Here is a 24,578-nt window from a genome sequence, read left to right on the forward strand (position 1 = left end):
GTCTTACGCCTCGTCGAAGTCGCCTTCTTCCGTCTGGATCGTCTTGATCCGGGCAATCGTCTTTTTCAGCTCGTTCACGCGGCCCGGGCTCTCCGGCATCCCGCCGGCCGCCTGCTGTGCTTTCGTGTTGAGCAGCTCGGTCTCAAGCTCCTCTAATTCGACCGTTCGCTCGGCGGCGGTCATGTCGCGGATCTCGTCGGTGTAGAGGATTGCCATCGGTTACTCCTCCGTCTCCTCGTCTGCGGCTTCCATCTCGGCGACGAGGTCAGCGGCCTCGGCTTCGATCTCTTCGTCGAGCTCGTCGAGTTCGTCCGCTGCCTCCTCGGTCTCGACCGGCTCCTCGTCGGGCTCATCGGTCGTCTCAACGACCTCTTCGACGGCCTCCTCAACGATCTCCTCGTCGAGAACCTCCTCGTCGACGTCAGCCGGCGTCTCGTCTGGCACGGAGACGTCCTCGTCGGCGCCGACGTCCGGCACCTCTTCAGGCTCGGCTTCGAGCAGCGACTCGACGCCCTCGTCTGCGCCCGCCTCGGCGGCCTGTTCGACAGACGGCGCCTCTGCGTCGTCACGAACGGCAAAGTCGTCGGGGAGCTTCGCTCCCGGTGGGATGATACGCACCGTGACGCCTATCGTTCCGAGCTTCATCACGGCAACACCCTGACCGTGGTCGACGACCTCCTGTGCGGGCTCGCCGTTGTGTTTGATGTAGCCGCGATTGAACTTCTCCACGCGAGAGCGGGCCCCGGTGACCTTCCCTGAGAGCACGATCTCTGCGCCGAGTGCCCCGGCGTCGATGATTCGGTCGATCGTGGTGTGGCCGGCCTTCCGGAAGTACCAGCCGCGTTCTAACGCGTTCGCAAGCCGATCGGCGACGATCTGTGCGTTGAGATCCGGCTCGTCAACCTCCTGGACGTCGATCTGCGGATCGTCCATGTCGAAGCGGTCTTCGAGCTCGCTCGTGATCTTCCGGATATTCTTCCCACCCTTACCGATCACCATGCCAGGCTTTTCGGCTTTCAACACGATCTGGGTGCCCATCGGCGTCTTGGCGACATCCATGCCGCCGTACCCGGCGCGCCCCAGCTCGTCCGCGAAGAACTCGTCTATCTGTGAGCGACGGAGCCCATCCTCAATGAACTGATGTTCGTCTGCCATTATTCTGCTGCCTCCGATTCCGTGATGATGAGCTCGACATCTGCGAGCGTGGTGTTCCACTGGGTCGCACCCGCTGCACGCGGGTTCCGTCCCGGTCGCTCACCCACCTTGTGGGGAGCGACGTGTGTGATAACCATCTCGTCGCCGTCGAAGCCTTGTTCCTCGGCGTTGTTTTTGACGTTCTCTAGGAGCTTCAGGAAGTCCTTTGCGGCCTTTTCGGGGTATCGGCCCGCGTCCCAGCCGTCGATGTCCGAGCGGTGGCCCGCCCCGGCGTTGTGCTGGCGCATCGGTACCGACCGCTCCTGTTCGATAACGGCCTCTAAGAAGGCCTCGGCGTCGGCGACCGTCTCGCCTTTGATCTCCCGTGAGATCTCCTTGCTGTCCTTCACGCTGATGGGCCGATCACGGAGCATCCCCTTGGCGGTGGTGTCCGGGTCGGCCTCGACGCTATAGTTGATTCCCATGGGTTATTTGAGCGGCACGAACTTCGAGGACCGGGTCGCGCCGATGCCGGCCTGACCGTGTTCGACGGTGCTTCGCGTCTGGTGGAACTCGCCGAGGTAGTGACCGATCATCTCCGGTTCGACCGCAACGCGCTCGAAGCTGTGGCCGTTGTACACGGCGAAGGTGAGTCCCACGAACTCCGGGAGCACCGGCATGTCGCGCAGGTGTGTCCGAATGGGATTCGCCGCGGTCTCGTCGGTATCGCGGTCGCGAGCCTTCTCTAGGAGTTTCTGTTTCTCCACGCTCAGTCCGCGAGTGATACTTCGCCGCTGTCGTGCGGGGAGCAGTTCCGCGACGTCGTCGACGTCCATCTCCTGCAGCTCGTCGAGTGCGTGACCGCGGTAGGCGAACTCTTCACCCTCGCGGCCGGTGCGGTATTCTGAACTCATCTGTTTTTGCCTCGTCCCGTTCGTTTGGATGCGATGTCACCGACCTTCCGGCCTGGCGGGGCGTCCCGCGAGACCGACTTTGGTTGGCCGGGATGCTGACGGCCGCCACCGCCGAACGGGTGGTCGACGGCGTTCATCGCCACGCCGCGAACGCGTGGATACTTCGTCCCGCGAGCGCGCATCTTGTGGTACTTTTTGCCTGCCTTCACGAACGGCTTTTCCGTTCGACCGCCGCCCGCGACCACGCCAACAGTGGCACGACACTGCGGGTCAAGCCGCTTCACTTCGCCGCTCGGGAGCTGCACGACCGCGACGTCGCGATCGTGAGTGAGCAGCGTCGCCGAGACGCCGGAGGCGCGCGCGAACTTCCCGCCGTCGCCGCGGTTGCTCTCGACGTTACACACGGGGACCCCTTCTGGAATCTCCGAAAGCGGCAGAGTGTTGCCAGGTTTGATCTCGGCCGAAACACCGACCTGTATTGTCTCGCCCACGCGAACGCCCTCAGGCGCAAGCACGAGCCGGCGGTCGTCATCGTCGAACGCGACCTCTGCAAGCGGCGCTGACCGCGCCGGGTCGTGTTCGATGCCGACGATCTCACCAGATATCAGGTCTGTGTCTTCGGGCGTCTTGTGCGACAGCTCCGCCTTGTAGCGGTGTGAGGGGGCTCGGAACGTCGGGCCACCACGTCCACGCCGCTGTCCTTGAATACGTCTTCCCATGCTCAGAACACCCCAATCCGGGAGGCGACATCAGTCGCGTCGTCGTCATCCGACAACGTGACCGTCGCCTTCTTCGTGCCCTTCGGCGTCACCTGCGTGTTTATGTCGACGATACGGACGTCATACCGGGTCTCGACCTCCTCGGTGATCGCCGGTTTCGTCGCGTCGATGTCGACAACGAACAACAGCTTGTTCTTGAAGTCCATCTCGTTCATCGCCTGCTCCGTCACGAGCGGGTGCTCGATGAGCGAGCTCATCGGTCACCTACCTCCGCGACTGCGGACTCCGTCCACAGCGTGAGTCGTCCCGGGTGTGCTCCCGGTGCGAGGTCCTCTGCGTTGACCTCTCGGGCGGTCGCCACGTCAACCCCCGCGAGGTTGCGGGCGGCACGCGACAGCTCCTCACTCGTGACGACAAGTATCGACTTCGGCTGGCGGTACTTCCGGCCACGGGACTTCCCGCGGCCCGAGCGGACCGAGCGTCCCTCGTCGGCACGCTCGATATCGGCGTCGACGCCGAGCGCCTCAAGCACGCCAAGTGCCTCCTGCGTCTTCTCGAGCGATTCGAACTCGTCAGAGACGACGAGCGGGAGCTCAAGATCCTCGTCGAACGCGTGACCGCGGTCGGCGACGAGTGCGGTGGCGGTCGTCGCTGCGATCGCCGAGCGAACGGCGAGTCGACGCTCCTTGTCGTTCAGGTCTTTCGTCTGATCCTTCTCCGCCTTCGGCGGGTGTGCGCGTCGCCCCGACACGGCGTTTGGGACGCGTCGTGCGACGTTCTCTGAGCGCGGGACGTGTGCGAGTCCGCGGCCGGAGCCGAACGACTCCGCGGGGGTCCGCATCCCGGCGAACTCGTCCGCGCCGTAGGCCTGCTTTCGGTTCGCCTGTGCGACGGTGACCGCTCGACCGATGAGGTCCGGTCGGAACGGGGTCTCGAAGACGCCCGGCAGCTCGACGCTGCCCGCGTCCCCGCCGTCCAGGTCGTGTACTGTAGTGTTCATGAGTTATCCCTGGTTGGATGCGGTGGATACGTACCGGACCTCGGGGTCGAGGCGCGGCTGGTCGTTCGGCCGGATGGCCGGGCGGAAGCGCAACAGGCGCTGATTTGGCCCCGGCAGCGAGCCCTTGATCAGGGCGTACTCGCCGTTGACCTCGCCGTGATTGACAAATCCGCCGTCAACGCTGGCGTCGTCGCCCTCACCGAAGTCGATGAGGCGCTTGTTGAGCTCAGTGCGCTGGTGGTATCCGGTCTGCCCCTGCTGGGGCACAGTAGAGCGCACGCGCGAAGGGTTCCACGGACCGAGGTTGCCGATCCGACGTCGCCATCCCTGACGGGCGTGTTTGCCCTTCCGCTTCTGTACGCCCCAGCGTTTGACTGGGCCCTGAGTGCCCTTCCCCTTCGTGACGCCGGAGACGTCGGTGTACTGACCGGCGCGGAAGACGTCCCCAAACTCGTGGGCGCCGCCGTCGGCGACGAGTTCGAGGCCGAACGCGACGCGGTCGTCGAGCGAGCCGCCACCGACGCGTGTCTCCATCACGTCCGGCTTCTTTTTCGGCACGTTCGCGAGCGTCGTAGGCGTCGTGTGCGTGATAGCACGCACGTCGTCAACGACGCCGTCGTCGAGTAGATCGCGCAGTTCGGCCGCGTCGGCCTCGAACGTGTCGTCTGCCGGGAGGTCAAGGGTGCGGTCGAGTTCATCGTGGAACTCACTCGCCCAGACCTCAGCGACCGGCTGCTGTCCGTACGGTGTGTCTTCGTAGGCGCGTAGGGCGACGGCGTGCATCGGCGGCGTCTCCACCACCGTGACGGGGACGGACTCCTCCATCCCCTCTCGCGGCGAGTTCGCCTCGTCGTTGACCATCACGACGTGGGTCATCCCGGCTTTGTAGCCGGCAAACCCCTGCAGGGCTGGTGCCCCGTCGTCGTCTGGCCACGAGCGGATGCGTGGAACCTCGCTGTCCGCGCGGGTGCGCGGACCGTAGCCCAGCGAGCCTTTTCGTGGTCGGCTTGGTTGTGGCATGTGTTTACTCCGTGAGTGTGAGCGAGCCGAGGGTCGCGAACAGCGCCTCTTCCGTTCGGACTACCCCGCTGCCCTGTGACGGGATCGTGTTCAGCCAGAGGTCGAACCCCGGATCGGGTTCGACTCGACGACCGTCTTCGACGGCCGTGTGAACGTCCTCGGGTTGACACCCGAGCATCTCCGGAAGCCCCCGCTCCGGCGCGCCAAAGGCGACGGTGTAGCCGCCAGCCTTTGCCGCGTCGGCGACGAGTTCGCCGAGCCGCGAGATGGAGAGCGATTCTCCGTGTCGCGACGTTGCGACGGCGAGCCCGCCATCGGCGAGCGCTTCCGACAGGTCCGCACCCACCACCTGGAAGCCAGCTGATGGCTTCCCGGTGATCCGGGCGCGGACCGGTTCTCTCGAAGAGACCCTGATGGTGACGCGCTCTCCCACCCGCACCTCCATGTTGGAGGGGACGAGCAGGGAGATCGGGTGTTCCCGCAGCGGGGAATTGACCCGGACGCGGCCTTCAGGTCCGACCTCGGTCACGAGTCCCTGTGTTGTCGACTCGCTCCCGTCTGGGGGCGAGCCGGTCCGCCATGGTACGCGGAGCGGTGGCAGCACGCCGGCGTACCGGAGTTCGTCGCGCTCACCCCAGAGGTCCTTTCGGAGCTCCGGCGGCGTCGCAGCGTACCCCAGCACGGTTCGGACGTACTCCCCACTCCGGCGGCGTTCACCGTCTTCATCGGGGAAGACGGCGAGCCGGTCCGCCCGGAACACGGCCGCCGCGCGAGCGACGGTGCCGAGTTTGCGAGTCGCCTCGCGGTCGTCTTCGGCCTCCCGGACGACCGAAGACGGGATACATATCGTGAGCCCGTCTTCGGTGCGCATCGTGGCGAGACTGTATCCAGAATTCCAGACCACTGGGTAAAAGGATAGCGGTCCGTATTTCGGCCTGCGGGGCGTTGACACGCCGCCTCGCGGGCGAACACCACCGACGAGACCGTGTCACTGCGGCACGCACGAACCACCGATGTGACAAGCTTAAGTGCGTAACCGAAAAAAAAGGTAATGCGGAGCAAGCACCGGTAGTGTAGTGGTATCACGCAACCTTGCCATGGTTGCAACCCGCGTTCAAATCGCGGCCGGTGCACTTCTGACTGACTTCGTCGGTCAACGTTCGCCTCGCAATGCTCGGCGAACTCCCTGCGGTCGTCCACCGGCCTGACTCCCGCGAACAGCGCGGGCGGGAGTCAGGCCGGTGTGTTTTGTGAACAAAGCGAGACAATTCTATGAGATAGCATCTATAGATAGCGCCAAGATCCACAACTAGCAGCAGTGGCGCGCGCCTCGTGAGGCGCGATGGCGTGCTCGCGAGCGCGTGCGAGGGATGAACGAGTCGCACGTGGGCGACGAGTGAATCGGCTGGGGAGGGTGTGGCTGAAAGAGATGTCCGGCAGTCGCGCGGTCACCTTGATCACGGAGCCGCCGTCATACGCATATTGGGAGAGGTGTGGCTGAAAGAGATGTCCGGGTGTCGCACGGTCGTGTTCATCAGAGAGCCACCACACCGGTTGTACGGAATCGGTTGGGGAGGGTACAGCTACCTGGTGTCCGTGTGTCGCGACAACGCATATGCACCCCATGCCGTTCACTTCCCGTACCGTTCACGTTCTGGCGCCTCCGCTTGATAATCCTTAAGCCGGCAACAACGCTATCTCGCCGCAATGAGAGTCGTCGTTTCTATTGGGGGGAGCGTCCTCGCCCCGGAGCTCGACCCCGACCGCGTCGTCGCCTACGCCGACGCCCTTGAGCGGCTATCGGCGAAGGGCTGTGAGCCTGCCGCCGTTGTCGGCGGCGGCGGCGTCGCCCGCGAGTACATTACCACTGCCCGCACCCTCGGCGCCAACGAGGTCGAACTTGACGAGATCGGCATCGGCGCGACCCGACTCAATGCCCGACTGCTGATCGCCGCGCTCGGCGAGACTGCGGTACCGGCCCCAACGACAAGCTATGACGAGGCCACCGCGGCGATCCGCCGCGGCGCACTCCCGGTAATGGGCGGGATGGCCCCAGGACAGACAACTGACGCCGTCGCGGCCGCCCTTGCCGAATCCGTCGATGCCGACCTCCTCGTTTTCGCGACCGGCGCCGACGGCGTGTATGATGTCGACCCCAACGAGCACGCCGACGCGACCCGGTTTGATTCGCTCTCACCAACCGAACTCGTCGACGTCGTACTGCCGATGAGCCGCGACGCCGGCTCCTCTGCACCGGTCGACCTCCTCGCGGCAAAGCTCGTCGACCGCGCCGGTATCCGGTCGATCGTACTCGATGGCGACAACCCCGACGCCGTCGTCGACGCGGTCCTTCACGGGGACCACACGGGAACGAACGTGATCCCTGCAGACAGCACGCCTACAGCGGCGTGGACGGAGGAACGATGACCGGCGGCAACGACGACTCACCGCACATCCTCGCCGGCGAGACTGACTCGGAGACCCACCACGACTTCTGGGCCGACATCGTCGCCGACCGGATCGAGGCGCGTGACCCGTCAGACCCGATTGTGATCAAAGGCGGCGTCTCGCCCTCTGGCGTCGCACACGTCGGGAACGTCAACGAGGTGATGCGGGGGTACTTCGTCGCCGAGGTGCTCCGCGGGCGGGGCCACGAGGTCCGCCAGCTGTTCACCTCCGACGACAAGGACCCGCTCCGGAAGCTGCCGCGGAAGCTCGCGAACGCCGATGGCGAGATCGTTGGTCTCGGGGACGTCGACGCCGGCGCACTCGGGCGTAACCTCGGGAAGCCGTACACCGCGATCCCGGACCCATTCGGCGAGCGCGAGTCGTACGCCGCCCACTTCGCTGCCCTACTCCGGGCCGACGCAGACCGCCTTGACGTCCCGATCGAGATGGTTTCGAACACCGAACTGTACGCCGACGGCGACTTCGACGACGCGATTCGAACGGTCCTCTCGGATCTCGACGGTGTCCGCGAGACGCTCTCCGCGTATCAGGACAAAGTCGACGACACGTACGTGCCGTTCAATCCGGTGTGTGCATCGTGCGGACAGATCACCGAGACGGTTACCGACATCGATCTCCCCGAAGAGACCGTCGAATACGTCTGTACGGACCTCACGGTCGGCGACGACGTCGTCGAAGGATGTGGCCACGAGGGGACGGCGACATTCCGGGAGGGAAAGCTCCCGTGGCGGCTCGAGTGGCCCGCCCAGTGGGACGTCCTCGACGTGGACTTCGAGCCGTTCGGGAAGGACCACGCCGAGGGGTCGTGGCCGTCAGGAGTGGACCTCGCGCGGCGTGTATTCGGCATCGAGCCGCCGGTGCCGATGGTGTACGAGTGGTTCACGCTCGACGGCGCCGCGCTGTCGTCGTCCGCCGGCAACGTCGTCACCGTGCCCGAACTGCTCGAACTGCTCGAGCCGGCGGTCGTGCGCTTCTTTTTTGCGCTCCACCCGAAACGCGCGCGTGACCTTGACGTCGAGCGGATCGACCAGCTCGTCGACCGCTTCGACCGCTTCGAGCGGGCGTACTTCGGAGAGGTCGACGATCCGGACCTCGCCGGGTTCGCCGAACGGGCGTACCCAATCGTCCTCGGCAAGCCGGACCGCCCGACCGACGCCGACCCGGCGGATCGCGTTCGGCTCCCGTACACCTTTGCGGCGGTCCTCGGCATGGTCGAAGACCCGGCACTGCGTGAGCAGCTGGCGCGTGATGAAGGCCACATCGATGACGAAACCCCGGCGTGGGCAGTCGAGGAGGCGCTCGGTCGCGTCGAGCGCGCCCGCACCTGGGCCGAGCGAACCGACAACGCGTACAACTACCGCCTCCAGACCGATCTGCCCGCGGTGTCTCTCGACGACGACGTGGCGGCCGCACTCGATGAGCTCGCAGACTTCGTCGCGGCCGGCAACGACGGTGAGGCGATCCAAGCGGAGATGTACGAGACGGCCCGCGACCACGACGTCGAGGTGAGCGACTTCTTCGCGGCGGGCTACCGGCTCTTTTTCGACCAGCCGCAGGGGCCGCGGCTCGGTGAGTTCCTCGGCGAGCTCGAGCGCGAGTACGTCGTTGCGAGGCTCAGACGGGAGGCTTGAATGCCATCGGACCGGTCGCTCGACGAGTTCGCTGGGGCGGACGACGGTGCCGACGACGAGGACACCGGCGACGACAACGAGGATGTCAACGACAGCGATACCGAACCGAACGACGATACCGAACCGAACGACGATACCGAACCGAACGACGACACCGGACCAAACGACGACACCGAACCGAACCACGTCAACACCACGACCAACAGCAGCGACGTCGACGACTTCGAGCCCGCCACGTCGACCGCCGCGTGGTCAACCGAAGACACGTGCGACCGGTGTGGTGAGCCGACGCAGCGCTCGTGGTACGAGGACGGCGCACTCGTCTGTGCTGGCTGTAAATCGTGGTGAGCGGTCGACGATCGCGGTGAGCGCGGTGGTCCCAGCCGACGACGCAAGCGTTTGGATAGTCCCGAAAATCTCGGATTTCCGGGCGCAAAAACCTGTCTACGACAGTGTTTCGATGTTCTCGACGACGGCGTCGGCGAACTCGCTGGTTGCGAGCTTCTCGCCGCCGTCGATCTGCCGGTGGAGGTCGTAGGTGACCTGCCCCGATGAGATGGTCGTTTCGACGGCGTCACGGACGAGGTCGGCGGCGTCCGACCAGCCGAGGTAGTCGAGCATCTCGCGGCCCGAGAGGATCATCGCGGTCGGGTTCACCTTGTCCTCACCGGCGTACTTCGGGGCGGAGCCGTGGACCGGCTCGGCGAGACACCGGCCGTGACCGAAGTTCGCGCCGGGAGCGATGCCGAGGCCACCGATCTGTGCGCCGGCGGCGTCAGACATGTAGTCACCGTTGAGGTTCATCGTCGCGATGACCTCGTACTCGTCGGTGCGGGTGAGCAGCTGCTGGAGCATGTTGTCGGCGATGCGGTCGTTCACCACGAGGGTGCCCTCGGGTTGCACACCGTCGTGTTCGTCCCACAGCTCGTCTTCTGTGATCACGTCGTCGCCGTACTCTTCTTCGACGAGCTCGTAGCCCCAGTCGCGGAAGGCGCCCTCGGTGAACTTCATGATGTTCCCTTTGTGGACGAGCGTGACTGTGTCGCGGTCGTTCGCGAGCGCGTAGTCGATCGCCTCGCGAATGAGTCGCTTCGAGCCGAACTCCGAGATGGGCTTGATCCCGATCCCGACGGGCCCATCGTGAATGACGTCTGCGACCTCCATGTCGTCTTCGAGGAACGCACGCACCTGTTCTGCACCCTCGGTGCCGGCCTCCCACTCGATGCCGGCGTAGACGTCTTCGGTGTTCTCTCGGAAGGTGATCATGTCCATCGCTTCGGGCGTCTTCACGGGCGACGGGACGCCGTCGAGGTGGTAGGTGGGGCGGACGTTCGCGTACATGTCGAGCGTCTGCCGGAGCGCGACGTTCAGCGAACGGAACCCGGCGCCGACAGGCGTCGTGAGTGGGCCCTTGATCGCGACGCGGTGTTCGCGGATCGCCGAGACAGTGTCGTCGGGGAGGTTCTCGTCGTACTTCTCGCGGGCGCTCTCGCCGGCGTACACCCGCATCCACGCGATCGAGCGGCCGGTCGCCTCGGCGGCGGCGTCGAGCACCTGCTGGGCAGCCGGGCCAACGTCGGTTCCGATACCGTCACCGTGGATGATCGGGATGATCGGATTCGCGGGCACGTCGAGTTCGCCCGTCTCCTCGTCGGCGAGCGTGATCGGCTCCCCATCTTCGGGAACCGAGACCTTCTCGTAGTTCATGGCGGATGGCGCTTCTCACACCGGCGTAAAGTGCCTGCCGTTTTCCAAGCGGCCCCACAGGCGGCCACGAAGCGGCCGTAGACGGCCATATAGCAGCGATGACAACGACTGATTCGTTTCAGTCCAACGGCATAGATTCCGGTGTGCCTCTGTCCACGTCTCCGTGGCCATCGGTGAAACGAACGACGAACGCCACTGTGCGCGTCCGTATCGGTGTCGCCAGTCCGCCGGTATCCGGAGGCTTATACCATCGCCTGCGGAGAAGCGACCATGCGCATCATCGTCCACGGCGGAGCCGGCGGCACGCCAGACGAGCCGGACGCTCGACAGGCGGTACTCAACGAGGCGGCCGAGGCTGGGGTGGACGCGACGACGCCGCTCGACGCGGTCGAGTCGGCAGTTCGCACACTGGAATCGAGCCCACGGTTCAACGCGGGGACCGGCGGCGCCGTCCAGTCGGACGGGATCGTCCGAACCGATGCCGGGGTGATGACGGCCGACCGGTCGGTCGGCGCCGTCTGTTCGATGCGCGGCGTCGAGCACGCGGTGAGCGTCGCGCGGGCGGTCCTCGAAGAGACGCCACACGTGCTCCTCGCGGGCGACCACGCCGTCGGGTTCGCGGACGCCATCGGCGTCGAGACGGACGTCGACCTCCTGACCGAAACGACCCGCGAGCGGTACGCAGCCGAGTCGCCGCCTAGCGGGCCGCCACTGACGCACCTCGAGTGGCTCCAGACGCGGTTCGGAACTAGCACAGATCACGACGACAGCACAGACCGGCTCAGCGGCGCTGACACCGAGGCATCCGGCGCGCCAGACCACGACACCGTCGGCGCCGTCGCTGCGACCGATGAGACCGTCGCGGCCGCCACCTCGACCGGCGGGCGTTCGTTCGCGCTCGCGGGGCGCGTCGGGGACGTTCCACAAGTTGGGTCGGGTTTCTTTTGTACCGAGGCGGGCGGTGCGAGCGCGACCGGTGCCGGTGAAGACATTGTTCGGGTCACACTCTCACGGCTGGCAGTAGACGCCCTCGAGGCCGGCCATGACGCACAAACTGCAGCCGAGACGGCGATGGCGCGATTCGACGACGTGACCGGCTCGAGCGCCGGCGTCATCGTCTGTACGGACGCCGACGTCGGGAGCGCGTTCACGAGCGAGGCGATGCAGACAAGCGTTGCCTCACGCGACTGAGCCGCAGACATTGCGGTCGGGCCGAGGATACAAATTCGACCGTCGCGTTGGCCGCGTATGGTTACGTTTCTCGCCGGGGGCACGGGGACGCCGAAGCTGCTCGACGGGGCCGCTCAGGTCTGGGACCCGGCCGAGACGACGGTCATTGCCAACACGGGTGACGACGTCGAGCTCGGCGGCCACCTCGTGTGTCCAGACGTCGACACCGTGTTGTTCGCCGGCGGTGACGTGCTCAACCGCGATCGCTGGTGGGGAATCGCCGGCGACACGACCGAGACGCACGAAGAACTCGGTCGGCTCGCGGCCGCCGCCGACCTCGAATCGGGCCCGCGGTACCTCGACGACGACGCACAGACGGCCGGAAGACACATCGCCCGATGGCGGCGGTTCTCAGGGGTCGCCGAGTTCATGGAGATCGGCGACCGCGACCGCGCGGTCCACCTCACTCGGACCGGTCTCCTCGACGAGGGCCACTCGCTCACGGCTGCCACCCGCCGGCTCGCCGACGCGTTCGACCTCACGGTCGAGCTTCTCCCGATGTCGGACGACCCGGTCGCCACGCTGATTCACACGACTGAGGGCGCGTGTCTTCACTTTCAGGAGTACTGGGTCGACAGACGAGGGGATCCGAGCGTCGCCGATGTCGAGTTCCGAGGCGCCGAGACGGCGACACCGACGGACGCGGTTCGTGAGGCGCTCACAGATCGAGTCGTGGTCGGGCCGTCGAACCCCGTGACGAGTATCGGACCGATGCTCGCGGTTCCGGGAGTCGAGGCGGCACTGGCGGCGACGCCCGTCGTCGCGGTGTCGCCGTTCGTCGGTGATCGGGTGTACTCCGGTCCAGCCGCGGAGCTCATGGACGGGGTCGGACTCGACCCCTCGACGGCGGGAGTCGCCGAGGCGTACTCGTTCGCGGACGCGTTCGTGCTCGACGACGACGACCCGACACGTCTGGATCGCCCGGTCGAGCGCACAGACATCACGATCGACGGGCCGGGCGACGCAACGCGGGTTTCACAGGCGTGTGAACGTGCACTGGAGGTGGCGACGTGAGCGACGGGTGCGGGGTCGACACCGCCCGGTCAGCGTCGACAGCCGACGGGCCGGCTACCAGGCCGTTCCTCCTCGCGGCGAGCCTCAGCGGGCAGGCAAACGCCACCTGGGCGCGCGCTGCAGCCCCGTTCGTCGACGGCGCGGTGCTGGGTGGGATCGCACTCGACGCGGCGACGCGTACCGCGGCCGCCGACCTCGTCTCACGGGGACGCGACGAGTTCCTCCCCGAGGACCCGATCGCGTGGATCGACGACCAGCTGCGGGCGGTCGCCGGCGCCCCGGTTCGCCCGGGCGTCAACGTCCGGAGCACGACGCCGGCACGGATTCGCGAGGCGGCCGCCGTCTGTGCGCGACACGACGCCGTGTGTGAGATCAATGCACACTGCCGGCAGCCGGAGCTCCGTGCGGCCGGCTGCGGGGAGACGTTACTCACGGATCCGGCACAGCTCGCGTCGCTCGTCGCCGCCGCAACAGACACTGGCGTGACGACGAGCGTGAAGGTCCGCGCGGCGGTCCCTGGCGTCAATCTCGCGGCCGTCGCGGACCGGGTCGCCGACGCGGGAGCGGACTGGCTCCACGTCGACACGATGGACAGCGAACCCGTCGTCGCGACGATTGACACCGAAGGGCTCAGGATCGTCGCGAACAACGGTGTCAGGGACCGAGAAACGGTGGCCGAGTACGCCCGACACGGGGCCGACGCGGTGAGCGTCGGCCGGCCGAGCACCGACCCGGTCGTCCTCTCGCGGGTCGCGACCGCCGTAGACGACTGGCGAACCGGTCAGCTCGACGAGCGTCATATCGGCCGTCGCGACCTCCCCGACCGATCGGAGGTGCCGTGATCCCTCCGTCAACGAGTCGTGATGGGCCGCAAGGCGCGGTCGACGACGCCATCCTCGCACTGCTCACGGAGGTCGCAGGGACACCGAAACCCGGCAACGTCGACCGCCAGCGCGACCTGGCCGACCTCCACTTCGAATCCTTCCTGGCGGGTGCCGTCGGAGCCCGATCGGGGCTCGCACGGGCCGCCCGCGGCGGGTCGGTTGGCCAGGCGTTCGAGCGCGCAGTCGCTGGGATGGCTGACCGAGCCGGGACGAACACGCAGTTCGGGTGTTTGTTGTTGCTCGTGCCGCTGCTTCGGGCGACTGCCACAGCGAATCTTTCGCCGAGGGGCACAGACCGGGTGACCGCGGCGACGACGGTCGACGACGCGGTCGCGTTCTACCGGGCGTTCGAGCACGTCGACGTCGCGGTCGCGGACCCGCCGCCGGACGCCGCCGCACTCGACGTGCGCCGAGGGAGCGCGGCAGAACCGGCGCTTCGTGAGTGCGGATACTCGCTGCGTGACGTACTGGCGTTGTCTGCGGCACCAGAGGCCAACGCAGGCATCGACGATACCGCCAGTGCCGACAGGATCCCCGACCGCAACGCGCAAGAGTGGGTCGAGGGCTTTCCCCGAACCTTTCGGGCCGCCGAGTGGATCGCGACCGACACGGGGCCAATCACCGACCGGGCTGCGCGGGCATTCCTCGGGTTGCTCGCGACCGAGCCGGACACGCTCGTCGCGACGGCACACGGCCCGGCAGTCGCCCGAGAAACCACCGCACGGGCGAGAGCAGTGGTCGAACCCGACCACGAGTGGGAGCGGGAGCCCACCGACAAGGTCACCGATTGGCGAGGCGGCCCACCGCCGGCTGCAGCAACAGTCCACGGCGTCGACCGAGACGAGGCGGCGACGCTAGCAGCGGCGTTCGTCGACAAGGAAATCAATCCGGGAACGACAGCCGACCTCACCTGCGCGGCGCTGTACGTCGCGCTTCGTCGCGGCGTCTCAGTCGACGGCGACACGCCGGAGGGAGACGCGTGAACTCGGCTGCATGGCCGGTCGAGCTTCGCGGCGTCACGGAGTCGGTCGTCGCAACGCTGGGGCCGAACGACCGGTGGAATTTCGCCGCGCTCGGGCTCCACGCGCCGACAACAGCAGCAGAATCGGGCGTATCCGAAGGGCCGGGCGCAGCCGAGAAACCAGTCACCGCGCGGACGTACGGCCGGACACGAACCTGGCGGAACTTCTCCGAGCGGGGGGGCGGCGTCATCCAATTCACGGTCGACCCGCGGGAGTTCGTTGACGCAGCACTCACCGTCTACGAGGCGGACGACCGGCTGCTGCCGAACGCCGATGCCTGGGTCGAGGTGACGGCAAACGAAGTCGACCGCGAGACGATGGGCGAGACGACCGTTCGCACCTGGGCACTGGACCCGAGCGAGGACGCAGTCCGCACGGAACGCGTCCCGACAATCAACCGCGGGTTCGGCGCAGTGGTTGACGCCGCGGTGGCCGCCTCGCGACTCGACGTGCCGTCGGCTGAGACGGCCGCGCTCCTCGATCGGCTCCGGTACGCTGCCGACGTCGTCGACCGATGTGGTGGGGTAAAAGAACGCGAGGCGTTCGCCCGGATCGACGAGGCCACCGGCTGGCGCGGTCGCGGGGACGACACCGCCTCGGACGATACGGACTCTGACGACGCGAACGGCACGGCGTGAGCCACCCAGACGGCCGCTCGCGGCGGAACGAACCCTTTTAGTTCGGGCCGAGGATACGCTTCGACATGGCAATCAAGCCCAAGTACATCAAACAGCTCGCGACGATCCTCTTAGAGCAGTACCCAGAGTCGTTTAACACGGAATTCGAGACGAACAAAGAGAGCGTCGAGACGCTGACCACGGTCGAATCGAAGGGCGTCCGCAACCGCATCGCCGGCTACATCACCCAGAAGAAGTCCCAGTCGGCGGCGTCGGCGTAATTGGCGAGTCGAGTTCTCCGGGACGCACCACAGCGGGAGCGATGCGACGACCTGGCGTGGCCAACGACCAGTCACGATCCCTTTATCACTCATACCGAAGCCACTTCGCCGGGATGGACGCGCTCGTGCGGCCGGTCGTCGACCCGGGGTTCACCGCGGCTGCGCTCGCGTTTCTCTTCGGTGGCGTCGCACTCGGCACCGTGAGTGGACTGATACCGGGCATCCACGCCAACAACTTCGCGCTCCTGCTTGCGGGGGTCGCGCCCGGGCTCCACGCCGACCCGTTGTTGATCGGGGTCGCGATCGTCGGTGCCGGCGTCGTGCACTCTTTCCTCGATATCGTGCCGGCGCTCGCACTCGGTGTCCCGGACGCCGCGACAGCGGTTGCCGCGCTCCCCGGCCACCGACTCGTGGTCGCCGGACGGGGTCGTGAGGCGCTCCGGCTCTCCGCGGTCGGGTCCGGGCTCGCGGTTGCGCTCGCGGTGCCGCTCGCCGTTCCGATCACCTGGCTGATGGTCCGTGCGTATCCACACGTCCGGGCGAACCTCCCGCTCATCCTCGGCGGCATCGTCGCTGGACTCGTTCTCACCGAGTCGTCGAAGCGGTCCGCGGTCGGCGGGCTCTGCTCGTTTCTCGCGAGTGCCGCACTCGGGGTCGCGACCCTCGACGTCGACCCGGCAGCACCACTCGACACCGGTGGGATGTTGGCCCCGGTGTTCTCGGGGCTGTTCGGCGCGCCGGTGCTCGTCGACGCTCTCGGCGGAGAAGGCGTGCCGCCGCAGTCCGACGCCAGGCTCACCATGGGGCGGCGCGACCTCGGCGTCAGCGCGACCGCCGGGTCACTCGCCGGTGCAGTCGTCGGATATATCCCGGGCGTCTCGGCCGCGATCGCGGCGGTCGCAGCACTCCCGCTCGTGCCGCGTCGAGAGGCCGACCGCGGGTTCGTGGTCGCGACGAGCGGTGCAAACACGGCCACCACGGTCTTTGCGTTGTTCGCGCTCGTCGCGCTCGGGACCCCACGGACGGGGGTGACGGTCGCACTCGAGGAGGCCGCAGTCCCGCTCGCGCTCCCTATCCTCCTCACCGCGGTCGCAATCGCCGCGATCTGTGGATTCACGCTCGTCTTACTCGTCGGCGACCGCTACCTTCGGGTGGTCGGCACCGCAGACTACACGACGCTCTCCATCGGCGTGTTGTGCCTGCTTGTCGCTATTTCGTACGCGTTCGCGGGGACAGTTGGCGTCGGGGTGTTCGTCGTCGCGGCCGTCCTCGGGCTCGTGCCGCCACGGCTCGGGGCGCGTCGAGTACACTTGATGGGAGTGCTCATCGGGCCGCTACTGCTGTGAGTGACAGCGCAGATGGCGGTGGCACAGATGACAATATCGTGCGTGTCATTCTCGTGGGGCGAAGGCAAAGAACAACGGTTAAACGTCACGCGCCGGTCCACTGGGGTATGAGCGATACCGAACGCCAGCAGACACCGCAGTGTATCTCCTGTGGCATCCAGGTGTCCGGGATGAACGCGGCGCAGTTCGCCTGCCCGGACTGTGGGACGACGATCTACCGGTGTGCGAAGTGCCGGAAGCAGAGCAACCTCTACGAGTGCCGGCAGTGTGGCTTCCGGGGGCCCTGAGATGGGCGACGTTGCCGCGAAGATCAAGGTGATGCCGAACAGCCCAGACGTCAACCTCGACGGACTCGAAGACGAGCTTGAGGAGGCCTTGCCACAGGGCGCGCGTATCCGTGGGTTCGAGCGCGACGACGTCGCGTTTGGGCTCGTCGCGCTGTTACCGACCGTTATCGTCCCCGACGACGCCGGTGGGACGGAGGCCGTTGAGGAGTCGTTCGCGGACGTCGAAGACGTCGAATCGGTCGCCGTCGAAAGCGTCGGCCGCCTCTAGACGGACGCTACCAGTCGCCTGTACCCACGCGTCGGCAGGGTACCCCCCGCCGACCGCCGCCGAACCGATCCTTTTGTTCCCGGTCACAGAACAGAGAGTATGAAGCTCAAACGCAAGCTTCGCCACGGCGAGCGACCGATCGGTGGATGGTGTGCGCTGCCGTCGACGGACGTCGCCGAGGCGATGGCGACCGCAGACTTCGACTTCCTCACGCTCGATACTGAACACTCCGCGGCGACGGCTGAGTCGATCACTGACATGCTTCGTGCAGTCGAGGCGGCCCCGGGCAACACCGAGGCACTGGTGCGCGTCGCCGACGTCGAGCCAGCGCGGGTAAAACGCGTCCTCGACGCCGGGCCGGCAGCGATCATGGCGCCACAGATCGACACGCCGGCGGCGGCCCGAGCGTTCGTCGAGGCATGCCGGTACCCACCGCAGATGGACGAGGCGGGGGGCCATGCCGACGGCGGCACGGGGGACGGCATGGACGCAGGCGGGACTGACGGCGACGCCGACCGATCGGCTGCGGCCGACCGCGTCGACGCGGATGGTATTCGGGGCCAGCGAGGCGTCGCTGGGAGTCGGGCGTCGGCGTACGGTCGTCGGCTCGGTGAGTACGTACAGACGGCGACCGAGGAGATCGCGGTGATCGCACAGATCGAGACGCCGACAGCAGTGGCGTCAGCCGGCGAGATTGCGAGCGTGCCCGGAATCGACGCGCTGTTCGTGGGACCGGCCGATCTCTCGGCGTCACACGGACGGTTCGGTGCGTACGATGACCCCGTGGTCGAGGGGGCGGTCACAGAGACGATCACAGCCGCGAACGACGCCGGGGTCCCAGTGGGAACGCTGGCGACGAGCGAGGCGTTGATCGACCACTGGAGTGATGCGGGCTACGACTTTTTGATCGTCGGCACAGATCTTGGCTTTCTCGCGTCAGGTGCGGACCGAGCGATCGAGCGGTATCGGGAGGGTGTGTAGACAGGCTGGCTACGCGAGATCAGGCGTCTTCTCACCGGCCGGGATGACCGTCTCGAGCCAGTTCTCTTCGGGCGGGAGCGGACACGAGAACGTCTCGCTGTAGGCACAAAACGGGTTGTACGCGAGGTTAAAGTCGACGATGACGTCGTCACCGTCGGCGAGCGGCTCGTCAGGCTCCAGTTCCATGTATCGCCCGTGGTGGTACGTCTGCTGGCCGGTCGTCTTGTCGCGGAAGGGGACAAAGATCGCGCCCGTCTCGTCTGCCTGACGGTAGCCGGCGAGCGTGTAGGCGTCGCCATCGAGCGTGAACTCGAACGTGACGACCCGCAGATACCGGACCGGGTTGCTCGCGGTCGTCTCCATCTCGACGGGCTCGGGATCGTCGTGGACAGTCACGGTGGCGTCGACGCGGTAGGTCTGGTCGGGCGGGAAGTACGCGAGTCCGTCGAACGCGTCGCGGTGGTCGGGGTGGATCGGCGACTGCGGGTGGTCGGCGAAGAAGGCGTCTTTTTCTTCGCGGTTCACACGGAGGTCGTCGGCGTACGAGGCGTCATCTTCGGCGGCGGGGTCTGACATACCAGAAGACGGTGCGCCAGCGGTTTCAGCTCCTCGATCAGAGAGGCCTCGCGTGACGAGGTGGACTCCGGGCTAGAGCGCACGCAAGTCCGCCAAACAATCGTCGAGGTCTCGGGTCGAGGTCGCGAGCGAGAAGCCGTCGACCCGGGCGAGGTCGCCCGCGTGGTCCCAGAGGTCTTCGGCGTCGATGCCGTGAAGGACCACCGCGTTAGGGGTCGGGCTGACGACGCGCATCGCGACGAGTGGTGACTCCCCGCGGGTGACCTGCGTGAACACGAGCGCGCGGTTCGTCGATTGTCCGTAGAGCCGGTAGAACTCCTCGCTCGAAAGGCGGGTAATCGCCTGAATGGAGTCGATGACGGTGTGTCCGTTTACCCGGTCGCGGTCGCCACGAACGACCTCCGTCGCGCCCATCGCCTCGTAGAACACCTCAAGGGGGACCGCGGCCGCGTACTCTCGCAGGTCGTGAACGATATCGCTCTCGAAACCGGCCGAGAGCACGCGGGCGTACTGTCGGAGCCGGCCGCCCCCGCGCTGCTCGTCGATATCGAGTAGTCCCTCGACGGTGCGGCGGACCACGCCGATCCCCGGGCTCTCACGGCGACCGCTCTCGTAGTCGGAGACGACTGACGACGAGACGCCGAGTTGGTCGGCCAGCTCGGTCTGTGAGACGTCAAAGTCGGTTCGCCACTTGCGGAGGGTCGCTCCCGGGTCGTCGCTGAGCGCGATTTCGCCGGCAATGCGACGGGCGAGCTCATCGCGTGCGGCCTCACTCATGGGTCGGCGAGACGAGCGAGGCGCGCAAAAGGCTACCGTTCGACGGCTTGAGAATCACTCGACGTACAACGAGTAGACGATGACTGCGAATCCGACGGCGGTCAACAGGCTGTCGATGGCGATCCCCACGGCGAGGTCGGCGCCGATGATCTGGTGGGAGACGCCACCGACGGCGGCGCCGACGGTGACGACGCCGAAGCCGATGGCGAGTGCGCGCAGCGATGGATCGCCGGTTCGACCGAATGCCCGGAGCGCGTAGTAGGTGATTGAGCCTCCCAGAAGGAGGATAGCTGTCTTTGCGGCGATGATGGTCAAGTCGATGTGTGCAGTCATGTTTCCTCGCGAAGCTCAGACCAGAGATCGGCCAGTCGTTCGTCGCGTGTCCGTTCGGGGCGGTCGAGTTCGACGACGAGTTCGCGGCCCCGCTCCTCGTCGATCGAAACGGAGACTGCCTTGAACGCGACGTCGTACTGTGTCGTGTGCTGGCCGTCGCGGCGTATCTCCGTTGATTCGTCCAACAGGGAGGCGTCGGTGAGCTTCTCAAGCTTTCGGTACGTCGTCGACAGCGGGACGTCACACTCCTCGGAGAGTTGGCTCGCGGTCTTCGGCTCCGAGAGCGCAGAGAGAATGCGCCGTGCGGCCTCGTCGGCGAGCGCGTCAAGGACGTCGTCGACGGCGGGTGGCTCTGTCTCGCGCGACGGGTCCCGCACCATACGAGTACGTCTCACCTCGGGAGGCTTAAAGTATCGAACATCGGCTCGGTGCGGACGCGACAACCAACCCACTGTGGTCTCCCGTGAATATGTGTTCCTACCAGCGGTGGCGCGCGCCTCGCGGGCCGCGAAGCGTGCCCGCGAGCGCGTGCGAGGGATGAGCGAGTCGCCGCCGGCGACTCGCGAATCGGTTGGGGAGGATGTGGCTGAAAGAGGTGTCCGGATGTCGCGGAGTCGTGTTACTCACACTGTCACATACGTATAGGGGGAGGGTGTGGCTGAAAGGAGTGTCCGTGTATCACGGAGTCGTGTTGCTCACACTGTCACATACGTATAGGGGGAGGGAGTGGCCAACTGGTGTCCGGATGTCACGGAGTCACCTCGTTCACACAGCCACCACCAACGTACAGAATCGGTTGGGGAGAGTGTGAAAGAACGCGCACCCGGGTGCCCCGCGATCGTCGCTATCGATCCACACCCCTCTCAGTTGTACCCACGCCAGCGCTTTCCACAGCGCTTGCACTTGAAAAACCGCGTCGGCGGCTCGTCGGCCGCTCCGGTCTGTTTGATCGTGTACCACGCTGCCTCATGCCCACACCCGTCACAGACCACGTCGGTGGCGGTCGGCTTCCCCTCGAAGTTCGCCCCTTCTTCGGTCTCTATGACCTCGGCGTCGGTCTGTGACGTCGTCGACTCGAACTGCGCCGCAACCTCGTCGTCGCGCGCGGTCTCGGCCCCGCAAGCGTCGTTCGTACACACCATGACCCCGTCACGGGAGATCACCATCGAGCCGCAGTTGTCACAAAACATCGTACAACGTCTGATTGTGTGTGTACGGCTCGCTTCGACTTCGGTGCTTCGGTGCTCGTCGCGGCGTGGACCGGCCCGGGTGCGGACCGTTTTCCCCGTACAGTCCCACCACTACCCATGGGCGAACCACCGGAGTCGCTGGCGGGGGTCTCGGACATCGACTGTACGGGCACCCGGGCCCTCGTGACCGGGTCGACGAGCGGCATCGGGCGTGAGGCGGCACTCGCACTCGGACGCCTTGGCGCAACCGTGATCGTCCACGGGCGAGACGCCGATGCGGGCAGCGCAGTTGTCGAGGAACTGAAAGCGACCGAAGGCGAGGGCAGGTTCATTGCGGCCGACTACGCGGATACGGCCGCGGTCCGCGACCTGGCTGGGACAGTTCGCGCAGAGACGAGCGGTCTCGACGTCCTGATCAACAATGCCGGCGGACTCGTTCGCGATGGACGACTCACCGACCGCGGCGTCGAGTACACCTTCCAAGTGAACCACCTCGGGCCCTATCTGCTCACAGCCGAACTCACAGATTTCCTCGAACCCGGTGCCCGCGTCGTCACGACAGCCTCGGAGGCACACCAGGGCGCAACACTCGAGTTGGACCGCATCACGCGACCTGACGGTGGGTTGTCGGCGTACAGCCACGCCAAGCTGGCGAACGTGCTCTTTGCACGCGAGCTCGCGCAACGACTCGAGCGTGTCGGGCGGTCGGTGACGTCGAACAGCGTCCACCCGGGAGTGATTCCCGGGAGCGGCTTCACGAGATTCTTACCGGGGCCGATATCCAAGTTCGCCGGGCTACTTGAGGGATTTCCAGGCGTCACGTCGGTCACCGACGGGGCGGCCGCGCTGCTCTTTGCCGCCTGTGCGCCGCGCCTCGATGACGTCTCTGGTCGGTACTTCACCGGTCAGCGTCCCGCAACGCCCGCCGACGCCGCTACCAACGATGAGGCCGCCCGCGACCTCTGGAAACGGTCCGCAGAACTGGTGGACATCGACGAGCCGCTCGCCGACACCTGAGGCTTCAGTCACCGAGCGTCGACCGTCTCGACGACCGCCTCGACTGCCTCGCTCACGCGCCCCTCGTTCTCGACGAACTGGACGGGTGTGTTGCGGGCGCGCGCACACTCAAGTGCCGCCGTTCGATTGAGACTTTGCTCGAATTCGATCTGCCGTTCGGTCACGTCTTCGACGCGCCGACCACTCTCCGCTCGGCGCTCCAAGACGGTCTCGGGGGCGGCTTCGACGAGAACGACGGTCGACGGGGCGACATCGCGGAGGACGCTGTCTGGCAGTCCCTGAATGTAACCGTGGTCCGTCTGTACGGTGAGGTGTGTCGAGAGGAGCACGTCGGTGTCAGCCGCGGCGTCGGCCACGTACTCGCCCGCTCGGCGCTGGAGCCGCTGAATCTGTCGCTGTGAGAGTGTCGCGAGGTCACCCCGGTCAGTGGTGATATCCCGCGTGGCTGCCTCTTCGAGCATGATATCACCGAAGTTGAGCAACAGGTACCCGTCGTCGAGTTCGGCGCGGACGCGCTGACAGATGCTGGTGAGGCCAACGCCGGTAACGCCAGAAAGCAGGGTGACCGCCATCAGAACTGCACCTCCTCGTCGCCCGGCGCGGTCGGTGAGGATCCGCGGTCGTCATAGTACTTCCGGCCGATGAATTCGTCGCTGACGAACGTCATGAGCGTCCCGTACAACTCGTCCGGCGAGGCGAACTCGTCGGTACCACAGCGGTCGAGAATTTCATTTATTCGCTCGCTTCCACCCGTCGGCGCTTCGAGTTCCGTCTCACCAACCGACTCCCGAACGGCGTCACACGTGACCGGAAAGTCGAGACGGCGCGCGAAGAGATCGCGGGTCTCTGAAAGGCGCATGATAGATTGGAGGGGCCCAACCGTCTTAGTAGTGGGGTCGCCCTCTCGGCGCACGACAGCCCGCGGCTCACGCGGCGACGAGACGGTACTGTCTCCCGCTTGCCGCACGCTCCTCTCTCGCCACTCGTGGCTACCGCTCGACGTGTGCGCCGTCGTTGGCCGCTCGAACCACGGCGACAGTCCCTTCGACGCCGGCGGTCGCGAGGGCCTGTCGCCCGGCTTCTGTCGCCGCCTCCGCCCGTTCGGCATCGGTGACGCCGTAGACGATCGGGCCCCACGAAGACTGTCCCGCGCCGAACACCGCCGACGACTCGCCGAGTGCCGCCACCACGTCCCCGACCGGCGGACGGTACACGCCGCCCTGCTCGTCGGCGTACCACGCGCCGTTGAGTCGCCCGACGCGTTCGACCGCGGCGCCGAACGCCTCCGCCCGACCCGTCGCGGCCGCCGGAAGCACGCGCCGAGTCACGACCCCTGCCACCCGGTCGGCGAGCCCGGGGTCGGCTCGTTCGACGGCGGCTCGCATCGAGGCGTCCTCGTCGGCGCCGCTGCGACCAGGTGCCACATCAGGGTGTACCAAGAGGAGCCGCCAGTCCGCAGGGACGGCATGGCGTGCGGCGACCGGTGGGACGGTCCACTCGCCGTCGGCTGGCCGATCGGTGGTGAACCGGGCGGTCGAGTGGCCAGCGTCGAGGACGAACCCGCCATCCTCGAAGGCGGCGACACCGATACCCGAGCGACCGCCCCGACCGAGTGCCGGTGCCCGCTCGCGGACCGCCGGCTCCTCGTCGTGGGCGTGCGCGATCGCTGCGAGCGTCGTCGCCGCGAGTTGGGTCCCGCTGCCGAGCCCAGCGTGTCGTGGAAGCACAGTGTGTACGGTGAGTGCCGCACCAGGGACGCCGAGGAGGTCGACTGCACGGGCGGCGTACTCGCGGACGTCTGCCCGCAACGCGTTGCGGTCTGTCCTATCGTCGTCTGTGCCGACATCACCCACGAACCCCCCTTCGTTGGCGAAGTCGCCTTCACTGACGAGGTTACCTTCACTGACGAGGTTACCTTCACTGACGAGGTTACCTTCACTGACGAGGTCGACGTTGACCCCGATTGACGTGGCCGGCTCCGCGTCGATCGTCACACGCGGTGCCGCGAGCGCGAGTCCGAGCGCACCGTACAGCCGATCACACGACAGGCTGAGACTACAAAACCCGAAGTGGAGTCGGGCGCCGGCGCTCACGCGAACCATACATGAGTACACGGGCCGCGAACACAAAAGACGTCGCGACGGCGGCGAGGGTCGCCGCG

At 66.6% G+C, this 24,578-nt stretch carries 32 protein-coding genes and 1 tRNA gene; 15 read left to right on the top strand and 18 right to left on the bottom strand.

Annotated features, from left to right (window positions below; genetic code table 11):
- Positions 1–3: 3 nt before the first annotated feature.
- The 9 genes from rpmC to ACWUI7_RS05895 are packed head-to-tail and all read right to left on the bottom strand — an operon-like array spanning position 4 to position 5,658.
- A complete protein-coding gene (gene rpmC, locus ACWUI7_RS05855) occupies positions 4–216 on the bottom strand; it encodes a 50S ribosomal protein L29 (RefSeq protein WP_496641287.1) in 213 nt (70 codons plus the stop codon).
- A gap of 3 nt (positions 217–219) precedes the next feature.
- The gene (locus tag ACWUI7_RS05860; protein ID WP_496641288.1) at positions 220–1,155 is read right to left on the bottom strand and encodes a 30S ribosomal protein S3; all 936 of its coding nucleotides are present in this window, start codon (positions 1,153–1,155) and stop codon (positions 220–222) included.
- Positions 1,155–1,619 carry a 50S ribosomal protein L22 gene (locus ACWUI7_RS05865; RefSeq protein WP_496641289.1) on the bottom strand — a complete coding sequence of 155 codons (465 nt, stop codon included), beginning with the start codon at positions 1,617–1,619 and terminating at the stop codon, positions 1,155–1,157. Before ACWUI7_RS05865 ends, ACWUI7_RS05860 begins: the two co-directional genes overlap by 1 nt.
- Before the next feature lie 3 nt (positions 1,620–1,622).
- Complete coding sequence (locus tag ACWUI7_RS05870; protein WP_496641290.1) at positions 1,623–2,048, bottom strand: 30S ribosomal protein S19; 426 nt, start codon at positions 2,046–2,048, stop codon at positions 1,623–1,625.
- Entirely contained in the window at positions 2,045–2,767 is a 723-nt protein-coding gene (locus ACWUI7_RS05875) for a 50S ribosomal protein L2 (RefSeq protein WP_496641291.1), read from the bottom strand. Before ACWUI7_RS05875 ends, ACWUI7_RS05870 begins: the two co-directional genes overlap by 4 nt.
- A 2-nt stretch (positions 2,768–2,769) precedes the next feature.
- Entirely contained in the window at positions 2,770–3,024 is a 255-nt protein-coding gene (locus ACWUI7_RS05880; RefSeq protein WP_496641292.1) for a 50S ribosomal protein L23, read from the bottom strand.
- Positions 3,021–3,767: a 50S ribosomal protein L4 gene (gene rpl4p, locus ACWUI7_RS05885; RefSeq protein ID WP_496641293.1), complete on the bottom strand. Its 747-nt coding sequence runs from the start codon at positions 3,765–3,767 to the stop codon at positions 3,021–3,023. Before rpl4p ends, ACWUI7_RS05880 begins: the two co-directional genes overlap by 4 nt.
- 3 nt (positions 3,768–3,770) lie before the next feature.
- Positions 3,771–4,787: a 50S ribosomal protein L3 gene (locus ACWUI7_RS05890; protein ID WP_496641294.1), complete on the bottom strand. Its 1,017-nt coding sequence runs from the start codon at positions 4,785–4,787 to the stop codon at positions 3,771–3,773.
- Between the two features lie 4 nt (positions 4,788–4,791).
- Positions 4,792–5,658 carry a putative RNA uridine N3 methyltransferase gene (locus tag ACWUI7_RS05895; RefSeq protein WP_496641295.1) on the bottom strand — a complete coding sequence of 289 codons (867 nt, stop codon included), beginning with the start codon at positions 5,656–5,658 and terminating at the stop codon, positions 4,792–4,794.
- 191 nt (positions 5,659–5,849) lie between these two features.
- Between ACWUI7_RS05895 and ACWUI7_RS05900 the strand changes: the two genes are divergently transcribed.
- The 4 genes from ACWUI7_RS05900 to ACWUI7_RS05915 all read left to right on the top strand — a co-directional run bounded on the left by ACWUI7_RS05900 (position 5,850) and on the right by ACWUI7_RS05915 (position 9,235).
- Positions 5,850–5,920, top strand: a tRNA-Gly gene (locus tag ACWUI7_RS05900).
- Positions 5,921–6,494: 574 nt separating this feature from the next.
- A complete protein-coding gene (gene pyrH, locus ACWUI7_RS05905; RefSeq protein WP_496641296.1) occupies positions 6,495–7,214 on the top strand; it encodes a UMP kinase in 720 nt (239 codons plus the stop codon).
- The gene (lysS, locus tag ACWUI7_RS05910; RefSeq protein ID WP_496641297.1) at positions 7,211–8,887 is read left to right on the top strand and encodes a lysine--tRNA ligase; all 1,677 of its coding nucleotides are present in this window, start codon (positions 7,211–7,213) and stop codon (positions 8,885–8,887) included. The genes pyrH and lysS overlap by 4 nt, the downstream gene beginning before the upstream one ends.
- Positions 8,888–9,235, top strand: coding sequence for a DUF7573 domain-containing protein (locus tag ACWUI7_RS05915; protein WP_496641298.1), 348 nt, complete (start codon positions 8,888–8,890; stop codon positions 9,233–9,235). It abuts the gene before it with no gap.
- A 96-nt stretch (positions 9,236–9,331) separates the two neighbouring features.
- Here the strand turns inward: ACWUI7_RS05915 and icd are convergent, their stop codons facing one another.
- A complete protein-coding gene (gene icd / locus ACWUI7_RS05920; RefSeq protein WP_496641299.1) occupies positions 9,332–10,594 on the bottom strand; it encodes an isocitrate dehydrogenase (NADP(+)) in 1,263 nt (420 codons plus the stop codon).
- A 270-nt stretch (positions 10,595–10,864) separates the two neighbouring features.
- On the opposite strand from icd, the gene ACWUI7_RS05925 reads away from it, so the two are divergent.
- From ACWUI7_RS05925 to ACWUI7_RS05970, 10 genes are all read left to right on the top strand, one after another.
- Positions 10,865–11,785: an isoaspartyl peptidase/L-asparaginase gene (locus ACWUI7_RS05925; RefSeq protein ID WP_496641300.1), complete on the top strand. Its 921-nt coding sequence runs from the start codon at positions 10,865–10,867 to the stop codon at positions 11,783–11,785.
- Positions 11,786–11,842: 57 nt separating this feature from the next.
- The gene (cofD, locus tag ACWUI7_RS05930) at positions 11,843–12,838 is read left to right on the top strand and encodes a 2-phospho-L-lactate transferase (protein WP_496641301.1); all 996 of its coding nucleotides are present in this window, start codon (positions 11,843–11,845) and stop codon (positions 12,836–12,838) included.
- Entirely contained in the window at positions 12,835–13,680 is an 846-nt protein-coding gene (locus ACWUI7_RS05935) for a tRNA-dihydrouridine synthase (protein ID WP_496641302.1), read from the top strand. Before cofD ends, ACWUI7_RS05935 begins: the two co-directional genes overlap by 4 nt.
- On the top strand, positions 13,677–14,705 hold the full coding sequence (locus ACWUI7_RS05940; protein ID WP_496641303.1) for a triphosphoribosyl-dephospho-CoA synthase: 1,029 nt from the start codon (positions 13,677–13,679) through the stop codon (positions 14,703–14,705). Before ACWUI7_RS05935 ends, ACWUI7_RS05940 begins: the two co-directional genes overlap by 4 nt.
- On the top strand, positions 14,702–15,382 hold the full coding sequence (locus ACWUI7_RS05945) for a DUF447 domain-containing protein (RefSeq protein WP_496641304.1): 681 nt from the start codon (positions 14,702–14,704) through the stop codon (positions 15,380–15,382). The genes ACWUI7_RS05940 and ACWUI7_RS05945 overlap by 4 nt, the downstream gene beginning before the upstream one ends.
- Positions 15,383–15,447: 65 nt before the next feature.
- Positions 15,448–15,642, top strand: a complete 195-nt coding sequence (locus ACWUI7_RS05950) for a 30S ribosomal protein S17e (RefSeq protein WP_435161432.1) — start codon at positions 15,448–15,450, stop codon at positions 15,640–15,642.
- Positions 15,643–15,755: 113 nt separating this feature from the next.
- On the top strand, positions 15,756–16,988 hold the full coding sequence (locus ACWUI7_RS05955; protein WP_496641305.1) for a tripartite tricarboxylate transporter permease: 1,233 nt from the start codon (positions 15,756–15,758) through the stop codon (positions 16,986–16,988).
- Between the two features lie 107 nt (positions 16,989–17,095).
- Entirely contained in the window at positions 17,096–17,275 is a 180-nt protein-coding gene (locus ACWUI7_RS05960) for an HVO_2753 family zinc finger protein (RefSeq protein ID WP_435161434.1), read from the top strand.
- Between the two features lies 1 nt (position 17,276).
- Positions 17,277–17,543, top strand: coding sequence for an elongation factor 1-beta (locus ACWUI7_RS05965; protein ID WP_496641306.1), 267 nt, complete (start codon positions 17,277–17,279; stop codon positions 17,541–17,543).
- Between the two features lie 99 nt (positions 17,544–17,642).
- Positions 17,643–18,524: an HpcH/HpaI aldolase family protein gene (locus tag ACWUI7_RS05970; RefSeq protein ID WP_496641307.1), complete on the top strand. Its 882-nt coding sequence runs from the start codon at positions 17,643–17,645 to the stop codon at positions 18,522–18,524.
- Positions 18,525–18,533: 9 nt separating this feature from the next.
- Here ACWUI7_RS05970 and ACWUI7_RS05975 read toward each other — a convergent pair whose 3' ends face one another.
- The 5 genes from ACWUI7_RS05975 to ACWUI7_RS05995 all read right to left on the bottom strand — a co-directional run bounded on the left by ACWUI7_RS05975 (position 18,534) and on the right by ACWUI7_RS05995 (position 21,400).
- Positions 18,534–19,100 carry a DUF1684 domain-containing protein gene (locus ACWUI7_RS05975; RefSeq protein ID WP_496641308.1) on the bottom strand — a complete coding sequence of 189 codons (567 nt, stop codon included), beginning with the start codon at positions 19,098–19,100 and terminating at the stop codon, positions 18,534–18,536.
- 72 nt (positions 19,101–19,172) lie between these two features.
- Complete coding sequence (locus ACWUI7_RS05980; protein WP_496641309.1) at positions 19,173–19,877, bottom strand: helix-turn-helix domain-containing protein; 705 nt, start codon at positions 19,875–19,877, stop codon at positions 19,173–19,175.
- Between the two features lie 54 nt (positions 19,878–19,931).
- On the bottom strand, positions 19,932–20,210 hold the full coding sequence (locus ACWUI7_RS05985; protein WP_435161439.1) for a DUF7521 family protein: 279 nt from the start codon (positions 20,208–20,210) through the stop codon (positions 19,932–19,934).
- Positions 20,207–20,590: an ArsR/SmtB family transcription factor gene (locus ACWUI7_RS05990; protein ID WP_496641310.1), complete on the bottom strand. Its 384-nt coding sequence runs from the start codon at positions 20,588–20,590 to the stop codon at positions 20,207–20,209. The genes ACWUI7_RS05985 and ACWUI7_RS05990 overlap by 4 nt, the downstream gene beginning before the upstream one ends.
- 483 nt (positions 20,591–21,073) lie before the next feature.
- Entirely contained in the window at positions 21,074–21,400 is a 327-nt protein-coding gene (locus ACWUI7_RS05995) for a transcription factor S (protein WP_496641311.1), read from the bottom strand.
- Between the two features lie 117 nt (positions 21,401–21,517).
- Here ACWUI7_RS05995 and ACWUI7_RS06000 point away from each other — a divergent pair, with 117 nt between their 5' ends.
- On the top strand, positions 21,518–22,417 hold the full coding sequence (locus tag ACWUI7_RS06000) for an SDR family NAD(P)-dependent oxidoreductase (RefSeq protein ID WP_496641312.1): 900 nt from the start codon (positions 21,518–21,520) through the stop codon (positions 22,415–22,417).
- A gap of 8 nt (positions 22,418–22,425) precedes the next feature.
- On the opposite strand, the gene ACWUI7_RS06005 is transcribed toward ACWUI7_RS06000, so the two are convergent.
- The 3 genes from ACWUI7_RS06005 to ACWUI7_RS06015 form a co-directional block, all read right to left on the bottom strand.
- Positions 22,426–22,989, bottom strand: a complete 564-nt coding sequence (locus ACWUI7_RS06005) for an adenylate kinase (protein WP_496641313.1) — start codon at positions 22,987–22,989, stop codon at positions 22,426–22,428.
- The gene (locus ACWUI7_RS06010) at positions 22,989–23,276 is read right to left on the bottom strand and encodes a DUF5789 family protein (RefSeq protein ID WP_496641314.1); all 288 of its coding nucleotides are present in this window, start codon (positions 23,274–23,276) and stop codon (positions 22,989–22,991) included. Before ACWUI7_RS06010 ends, ACWUI7_RS06005 begins: the two co-directional genes overlap by 1 nt.
- 130 nt (positions 23,277–23,406) lie before the next feature.
- Complete coding sequence (locus ACWUI7_RS06015) at positions 23,407–24,519, bottom strand: beta-ribofuranosylaminobenzene 5'-phosphate synthase family protein (RefSeq protein ID WP_496641315.1); 1,113 nt, start codon at positions 24,517–24,519, stop codon at positions 23,407–23,409.
- Positions 24,520–24,578: the final 59 nt, after the last annotated feature.

The sequence above is a fragment of the Halorubrum orientale genome, assembly GCF_059623105.1.

Coding starts and splice junctions, on each gene's coding strand:
- rpmC (WP_496641287.1), bottom strand. CDS start 216: ATGGCAATCCTCTACACCGACGAGATCCGCGACATGACCGCCGCCGAG.
- ACWUI7_RS05860 (WP_496641288.1), bottom strand. CDS start 1,155: ATGGCAGACGAACATCAGTTCATTGAGGATGGGCTCCGTCGCTCACAG.
- ACWUI7_RS05865 (WP_496641289.1), bottom strand. CDS start 1,619: ATGGGAATCAACTATAGCGTCGAGGCCGACCCGGACACCACCGCCAAG.
- ACWUI7_RS05870 (WP_496641290.1), bottom strand. CDS start 2,048: ATGAGTTCAGAATACCGCACCGGCCGCGAGGGTGAAGAGTTCGCCTAC.
- ACWUI7_RS05875 (WP_496641291.1), bottom strand. CDS start 2,767: ATGGGAAGACGTATTCAAGGACAGCGGCGTGGACGTGGTGGCCCGACG.
- ACWUI7_RS05880 (WP_496641292.1), bottom strand. CDS start 3,024: ATGAGCTCGCTCATCGAGCACCCGCTCGTGACGGAGCAGGCGATGAAC.
- rpl4p (WP_496641293.1), bottom strand. CDS start 3,767: ATGAACACTACAGTACACGACCTGGACGGCGGGGACGCGGGCAGCGTC.
- ACWUI7_RS05890 (WP_496641294.1), bottom strand. CDS start 4,787: ATGCCACAACCAAGCCGACCACGAAAAGGCTCGCTGGGCTACGGTCCG.
- ACWUI7_RS05895 (WP_496641295.1), bottom strand. CDS start 5,658: ATGCGCACCGAAGACGGGCTCACGATATGTATCCCGTCTTCGGTCGTC.
- pyrH (WP_496641296.1), top strand. CDS start 6,495: ATGAGAGTCGTCGTTTCTATTGGGGGGAGCGTCCTCGCCCCGGAGCTC.
- lysS (WP_496641297.1), top strand. CDS start 7,211: ATGACCGGCGGCAACGACGACTCACCGCACATCCTCGCCGGCGAGACT.
- ACWUI7_RS05915 (WP_496641298.1), top strand. CDS start 8,888: ATGCCATCGGACCGGTCGCTCGACGAGTTCGCTGGGGCGGACGACGGT.
- icd (WP_496641299.1), bottom strand. CDS start 10,594: ATGAACTACGAGAAGGTCTCGGTTCCCGAAGATGGGGAGCCGATCACG.
- ACWUI7_RS05925 (WP_496641300.1), top strand. CDS start 10,865: ATGCGCATCATCGTCCACGGCGGAGCCGGCGGCACGCCAGACGAGCCG.
- cofD (WP_496641301.1), top strand. CDS start 11,843: ATGGTTACGTTTCTCGCCGGGGGCACGGGGACGCCGAAGCTGCTCGAC.
- ACWUI7_RS05950 (WP_435161432.1), top strand. CDS start 15,448: ATGGCAATCAAGCCCAAGTACATCAAACAGCTCGCGACGATCCTCTTA.
- ACWUI7_RS05955 (WP_496641305.1), top strand. CDS start 15,756: ATGGACGCGCTCGTGCGGCCGGTCGTCGACCCGGGGTTCACCGCGGCT.
- ACWUI7_RS05960 (WP_435161434.1), top strand. CDS start 17,096: ATGAGCGATACCGAACGCCAGCAGACACCGCAGTGTATCTCCTGTGGC.
- ACWUI7_RS05965 (WP_496641306.1), top strand. CDS start 17,277: ATGGGCGACGTTGCCGCGAAGATCAAGGTGATGCCGAACAGCCCAGAC.
- ACWUI7_RS05970 (WP_496641307.1), top strand. CDS start 17,643: ATGAAGCTCAAACGCAAGCTTCGCCACGGCGAGCGACCGATCGGTGGA.
- ACWUI7_RS05975 (WP_496641308.1), bottom strand. CDS start 19,100: ATGTCAGACCCCGCCGCCGAAGATGACGCCTCGTACGCCGACGACCTC.
- ACWUI7_RS05980 (WP_496641309.1), bottom strand. CDS start 19,877: ATGAGTGAGGCCGCACGCGATGAGCTCGCCCGTCGCATTGCCGGCGAA.
- ACWUI7_RS05985 (WP_435161439.1), bottom strand. CDS start 20,210: ATGACTGCACACATCGACTTGACCATCATCGCCGCAAAGACAGCTATC.
- ACWUI7_RS05990 (WP_496641310.1), bottom strand. CDS start 20,590: ATGGTGCGGGACCCGTCGCGCGAGACAGAGCCACCCGCCGTCGACGAC.
- ACWUI7_RS05995 (WP_496641311.1), bottom strand. CDS start 21,400: ATGTTTTGTGACAACTGCGGCTCGATGGTGATCTCCCGTGACGGGGTC.
- ACWUI7_RS06000 (WP_496641312.1), top strand. CDS start 21,518: ATGGGCGAACCACCGGAGTCGCTGGCGGGGGTCTCGGACATCGACTGT.
- ACWUI7_RS06005 (WP_496641313.1), bottom strand. CDS start 22,989: ATGGCGGTCACCCTGCTTTCTGGCGTTACCGGCGTTGGCCTCACCAGC.
- ACWUI7_RS06010 (WP_496641314.1), bottom strand. CDS start 23,276: ATGCGCCTTTCAGAGACCCGCGATCTCTTCGCGCGCCGTCTCGACTTT.
- ACWUI7_RS06015 (WP_496641315.1), bottom strand. CDS start 24,519: ATGGTTCGCGTGAGCGCCGGCGCCCGACTCCACTTCGGGTTTTGTAGT.